Source organism: Pseudomonas syringae (assembly GCF_000737245.1).
GTDB lineage: Bacteria > Pseudomonadota > Gammaproteobacteria > Pseudomonadales > Pseudomonadaceae > Aquipseudomonas > Aquipseudomonas syringae_J.
In genome coordinates, this window is the sequence record NZ_JPQU01000017.1 from 139810 (window position 1) to 146261 (window position 6452).

General features: G+C 58.2%; 4 protein-coding genes. 2 read left to right on the forward strand and 2 right to left on the reverse strand.

Annotated features, from left to right (window positions below; translation table 11 throughout):
• Positions 1–266: 266 nt before the first annotated feature.
• Entirely contained in the window at positions 267–734 is a 468-nt protein-coding gene (locus tag IV01_RS21245; RefSeq protein WP_032626045.1) for an Lrp/AsnC family transcriptional regulator, read from the reverse strand.
• Between the two features lie 232 nt (positions 735–966).
• Between IV01_RS21245 and IV01_RS21240 the strand changes: the two genes are divergently transcribed.
• Positions 967–4449, forward strand: a complete 3483-nt coding sequence (locus IV01_RS21240; protein ID WP_032626046.1) for an indolepyruvate ferredoxin oxidoreductase family protein — start codon at positions 967–969, stop codon at positions 4447–4449.
• A gap of 124 nt (positions 4450–4573) precedes the next feature.
• Here the strand turns inward: IV01_RS21240 and IV01_RS21235 are convergent, their stop codons facing one another.
• Positions 4574–5416, reverse strand: a complete 843-nt coding sequence (locus tag IV01_RS21235) for an NAD-dependent protein deacetylase (RefSeq protein ID WP_032626049.1) — start codon at positions 5414–5416, stop codon at positions 4574–4576.
• Between the two features lie 126 nt (positions 5417–5542).
• On the opposite strand from IV01_RS21235, the gene IV01_RS21230 reads away from it, so the two are divergent.
• Positions 5543–6385 carry a PhzF family phenazine biosynthesis protein gene (locus IV01_RS21230; protein ID WP_032626053.1) on the forward strand — a complete coding sequence of 281 codons (843 nt, stop codon included), beginning with the start codon at positions 5543–5545 and terminating at the stop codon, positions 6383–6385.
• The last annotated feature ends 67 nt before the right edge of the window (positions 6386–6452 follow it).

Sequence of the window (6452 nt, forward strand, 5' to 3'; positions counted from 1 at the left end):
AGCCTGAAGAATGCAACACCCGCAGCACAAAACAGACCGAACCGAAAAAAAGATCGCAAAAGATCAGAAAAAAAAGACCCGGAAAAAATCCGGGTCAAAAACCGTGATTAGCCTGATGAGGAGATAATCCAGAAGCCGACCTAAGACTTCTGAGTTATCCAACTGACCTCGCGGCCAGTTGCTTGCAATAATAATCATTATCATTTGCAAGTCAAAGCTTTTTATCGTCCCGATTAAAAAATAATGCAGAACCCGTCTAACGCCCGTCAGTCCAGCGGCAGTTCTGTGGTGCGCTTGACTTCGCTCATGGCAATGTTGGAGTGAGCTTCCTGAACATGGGGCTGTTGCAGCAGGTGATCCCTGAGGAACCGCTCATAGCTGGCAATATCCTGAGCCACCACCTTGAGCATGAAGTCCATATCCCCAGCCATCGTGTAGCACTCCAGTACCTGGGGATAGCCCGTGATGGCTTCTTCGAATTCGGCCAGATAACGTCGGCCATGCCCGGATAATTTCACGTCGACAAACACGGTCATGGTCAGCCCCAGCTTCTGCGGGTTGAGCAGGGCGACTTTGCGCTCGATAAAGCCTTCTTCCTGAAGACGATTGATGCGCCGCCAGCAGGGAGATTGTGACAGCTCAACGCGCTCGGCGATTTCTGCGGCGGAGAGGTCAGCATCGTGCTGTAGCAAACGCAGGATCCGGCGGTCGATGGGGCTTAATTTGTTCTGCATGAATTGACCCTTTTTTTTATTTTTATCGAAACGAACATGCTCAATATCAGCAGATTCCTACGCATTTAGAAAGAAAAAGCCCCTTTGCTACAGGCAGTATTTTGCCCATGACCGCTGAAAAGAACCGTTCAGCGGAAGGGACGAGGAGTCACGGCCGTGATGAGCGGCGCTAAAGTGGTTCTTAACCCCGCAAAAATACCAAGCTCATAAAAACAAAAGGGAGCGCGCCTGAATGTCTTTGGCTGATATTCGTCTTGACGATAAGTACCGTCTGGCAACCGGTAACCTGTACCTGACTGGCACCCAAGCCTTGACCCGCCTGCCGATGCTGCAAAAGCAGCGGGACGAGGCCCGGGGATTGAACACCGCCGGTTTCATATCGGGCTACCGGGGTTCGCCCTTGGGGAATCTGGACAAAAGTCTGTGGGACGCCAAGGAGTACCTGAAACAGAACGCCATCCACTTCCAGCCCGGCGTCAACGAAGAGCTGGCCGCCACGGCGGTGTGGGGCAGTCAGCAGGTCAACCTGTTCCCTGAAGGCAAATATGACGGCGTTTTCGCCCTCTGGTACGGCAAGGGACCGGGGGTTGATCGCTGTGGCGATGTGTTCAAGCACGCCAACTCGGCAGGCGTCGCCGAGCATGGCGGGGTGTTGGTGCTGGCGGGCGACGATCATGGCTGCAAGTCGTCGACCATCGCCCATCAGAGTGAACATGCGTTCATTGCGTCAATGATTCCGGTGCTCAATCCCAGCAACGTCCAGGAAATCCTCGATTACGGCATCATCGGCTGGGAGCTCTCGCGCTATAGCGGCTGCTGGGTGGCGATGAAAACCATTGCCGAAAACGTCGACTCCTCAGCGGTGGTAGAAGTCGATCCTCTGCGCATTACCACGCAAATTCCTGACGACTTCCAGATTCCTGAGGGCGGCCTGCATATCCGCTGGCCTGATCCGCCCCTGGCGCAGGAAGCGCGGCTCAACACTTATAAAATCTACGCGGCCCGCGCCTTTGCCCGTGCCAATAAGCTCAATCAGGTGGTGATCGACTCACCGCAGCCCCGGTTGGGCATCGTCACCACCGGCAAATCCTATCTTGACGTGCGCCAGGCCCTTGAAGAGCTGGGAATCGACCTTGAGCTCTGCGCTCAGGTGGGGATTCGGGTGCTCAAAGTCGGCATGAGCTGGCCGCTGGAGCCGGTATCTGTGCATGACTTCGCCCAAGGGCTGGACGAGATTCTGGTGGTGGAAGAAAAGCGCAGCGTGATTGAAGACCAACTGACCGGCCAGCTCTATAACTGGCCGGTGTATCGTCGCCCGGTGGTGGTCGGCGAGTTCGACGAACAGGGTCAGTCACTGTTGCCGAATCTGGGTGAGTTGACGCCCGCCATGATCGCCCGAGTGATCGCCAAGCGCCTGGCACCGTTTTACAGCAGCACACAGATCGAAGCGCGGCTGCAATTTCTGGCTGACAAAGAAAAGGCCCTGCAAGCGCCGCTGTTCAATACCCAGCGTACCCCGCATTTCTGTTCAGGTTGCCCGCACAATACGTCGACCCGGGTTCCGGAAGGCAGCCGCGCGTTAGCCGGCATCGGTTGCCATTACATGACCATCTGGATGGACCGCGCCACTGAAACCTTCACGCAAATGGGCGGCGAGGGCGTGACCTGGATTGGCCAGGCGCCTTTTACTGAAACGCCTCATGTGTTCCAGAACCTTGGTGACGGTACTTATTTCCACTCCGGGCACCTCGCGCTAAGGGCCGCGGTGGCCTCCGGAGTGAATATCACCTACAAAATTCTTTATAACGACGCCGTCGCCATGACCGGTGGCCAGCCAATTGACGGCGTGTTGCGTGTCGATCAGCTCAGCCGTCAAGTATTCAACGAAGGTGTGCAACGCATCGCGCTGGTGTCCGATGAGCCGGATAAGTACCCGAGCCGCGACGGCTTTGCGCCGATCACTACGTTCCATCATCGCCGGGATCTGGACAGCGTGCAGCGCGAACTGCGTGAGTTTAAAGGCGTTTCGGTGATCATTTATGACCAGACCTGTGCCACCGAAAAGCGTCGTCGGCGCAAACGCGGCACTCTGAAGGATCTGGACAAACGCGTCATGATTAACTCGGCAGTCTGCGAAGGCTGCGGCGATTGCGGGGTCAAGTCCGGCTGCCTGTCGGTACTGCCCAAAGAGACGGCCCAAGGCCGCAAGCGCGAGATTGATCAGAACGCCTGCAATAAGGATTTCAGTTGCGTCGAAGGTTTTTGCCCGAGCTTCGTCACGGTCCATGGCGGCAAACTGCGTAAGCCAAGCCTGCCGACTCAAGTGGCCGCTTTCGTGCAACTGCCGGAACCGCAACTGCCCAGCCTGGATAAACCATTCAATATCTTGCTACCTGGCGTGGGCGGCACCGGCGTCACCACAGTAGGCGCGATGCTCGGCTATGCCGCCAATCTGGAAGGCAAGGGGTGCAGCGTGCTGGACCAGGCCGGATTGGCGCAGAAATTCGGCCCGGTGGTCAGCCACATCCGTATCGCCGCCCGCCAGGAGGATTTGTTCGCCGTGCGTATTGCTGCCGGTGAAGCGCACTTGTTGCTGGGTTGTGATCTGCTGGTGGCGTCCGGGCCGGATGCCATCGCCAAGCTCAACCCGACCTTTTCCCATGCAGTGGTCAACAGCCAGCAGACCCCGACTGCCGAGTTCACCCGTAATCCGGATGCCGAGTTTCCTGCCGAGGCGATGAAGCAAACCATCCGGGATGCAGTGGGCGCGGAGAAAACTCACTTCATCGAAGCCACCGACCTGGCGACTCGGCTGCTGGGTGACACCATCGCCAGCAACCTGTTCATGCTCGGTTATGCCTTCCAGTTGGGTTTCATCCCCCTGAGTTCGGCTGCCATCGAGAAGGCTATCGAATTGAATGGCGTGGCCGTCAATCTCAACCAAAATGCGTTTTTGTGGGGGCGGCGCGCGGCTCATGATCTGGCGGCGGTTAAAATCGCGGCTCACCCGGAAACCCAGGCGCAAGAGCCACAGATTCTGGATCAGGTGCAGCGCATCAAGGCCAATGTGGACATCCTCACCCAGTATCAGAATGCGGCCTATGCGCAGCGCTATCTGCACATGGTTGAAAAAGTCCGGCATACCGAAGCACGTCTGTTCCCGGGCCAGCTTCCGGTCTTGACCGAGGCAGTGGCCTTCAACTACTTCAAACTGCTGGCCTACAAAGACGAATATGAAGTGGCTCGGCTCTACAGCAATGGCGACTTCACTCGTCAGCTGCAGGAGCAATTTGAAGGTGACTACCGGATTGAATTCCACTTGGCACCCTCATGGCTGGCCAAGCGCGACAAGCACACAGGCGAACCTCGCAAACGTAGCTTTGGATCCTGGATGCTCAACGCTTTCGGCTTGTTGGCGAAGTTCAAATTCTTGCGCGGTACCGGGCTCGATCCGTTCGGACGCAGCCTGGAGCGTCGCCAGGAGCGCGAGCTGATTGAGGGTTATGTCAGCGACATTGAACTCATCCTGCACAACCTCAACGCCGTCAATCGCCACACGGCACTGGAGCTGGCACGCCTGCCGGAGAAAATCCGTGGGTACGGGCACGTCAAGGAGGCAGGCGTGAAAGCTGCCGGTCTACATGCAGAGCGGTTGCGTCACAGCCTGGTCACGGGTGAAGTGCAGTTGCCGAAATTGTATGAAGTGGCGGTCTGATGAGCTGACCTAATCTTGTAGGAGCGCGCTTGCCCGCGATATGGACGACGCGGTCTCTGATGAATTGCGGCGCCTGCCTCGCGAGCAAGCTCGGCTCCCACAGTTCTGCTATCAGTCAACGCAGTCATCCTGAAAACTGCTCCGCCAACATCGGCAGCAGCTGGTCACAAGACATCTCGATCTTCAGATCCAGCAGTTCATCGGCGCGGGTCTTGCCGATGTTGATCGCGATCAGCGGCTTGCCCTGCTCACGGATTGCCTTGCACAGGCGAAACGCCGAGTAGGCCATCAAGGACGAGCCTACCACCAGCAAGCCTTGTGATTCCTCAATGCTCTCTATCGCCTCGGCGGCAGTGGAGGGCGCAACGTTTTCGCCAAAAAACACCACGTCGGGTTTGAGCCGCTGCCCGTTGCAGTGCGGGCAGTGAGGTATCCGGAAGCGAGATTCGAAAGCCGGGTCCAGCAGGGTATCGCCATCGGGGGCCTGGATCGCGTCGACACCCGCTAGATAAGGATTCTGCGCCTCCATAATCAGCTGAATGGCTGCCCGCTCCGAACTCTGCAGACAATCCAGGCAAATGACCCGATGCAGGCTGCCATGCATTTCGATGACGCCGGTGCTACCGGCTTGATCGTGCAGTGTGTCGACATTTTGCGTGATGAGACGGCTGATGTGTCGTCCGGCTTGCAGCTCTGCCAATGCCCGGTGTGCCGCGTTGGGCTCTGCGACCCGCACCCGAGGCCAGCCAAGCATGGCCCGTGCCCAATAGCGCCGACGGGCTTCCGGGGAGCCGAGAAACTCTTGAAACATCATCGGCGCTTTGCCGCGCCGCACGCCTTCCGTATCGCGATAATCAGGAATGCCTGATGGGGTGCTGATACCGGCACCGGTCAGCACGGCGAACTTTCTGTCGGCCATCATTGAGTAAAGCGTCTCCACCGGCGAACCCCGAGGGCTGTCCAGCATGTTGTAACCTCCGTGTGGCGTGGATGGCGGTACGCTTTGCCTTTGCCCGCTTGAAATGCGAACCTCGCCGCCCTGGTTTTTTTCAGCCCTAACCGTTCCAGCCCTAATGGATGAGAGATTGCGTTCATGAGTCAGTACCCATTCAAGCAGATTGATGTCTTCAGTAGCCAGACTTTGTTGGGCAACCCATTGGCGGTGGTACTGGACGCCGACGGGCTCAGCGATGCACGTATGGCCGAGTTCGCCCGCTGGACCAATCTGAGCGAAACCACTTTCCTCTTGGCACCGCAACATCCTGAAGCGGACTACCGGTTACGTATTTTCACCACGCTGCGTGAGCTGCCCTTCGCCGGGCACCCGACGCTGGGCAGCTGTCATGCCTGGCTGGAAAGCGGTGGGCAGCCCAAGGGCGAAGAAATCATTCAGGAGTGCGGTATCGGTCTGGTGCGCATCCGTCGCCTCGGAACGCAGTTGGCGTTTACCGCGCCTGAGCTGTTGCGATCAGGCCCTGTGGAAGACCCGCTGCTGGAGCGAGTCCGCTTGGGATTGGGCCTTGATGAGGGCGCGATTGTCGACGCCCGCTGGGTCGACAACGGCGCTGGCTGGCTGGCGTTAAGGCTGAAGGACCGCGCCTCTGTGTTGGGCCTCAAGCCCGACTATGCGCAGCTGCAGTCGTTGGCCATCGGCGTGTTTGCCCCATGGGACCCGGCGCTGGACGGCACCGATGCACAATTTGAAGTGCGCGCTTTCATTGCCGGCGACGGCATGCCTGAGGATCCGGTTACCGGCAGCCTCAACGCAGGCATTGCGCAATGGCTATTGAGCGAGGGTCTGGCTCCGGACCGTTATGTAGTCAGCCAGGGCACAGCGATGGGCCGGCAAGGGCGAGTGCATGTGCAACGTCTGGGCGACGACATCTGGATCGGTGGCGACGCGGTGACCTGTATCGAGGGGGTATTGCGGGTGTAAGCAGCATCTGTAGGAGCGCACGAGCGGCGCGAGGCCGCGATAGCGGTTTGCCTGACACTGCTATCTG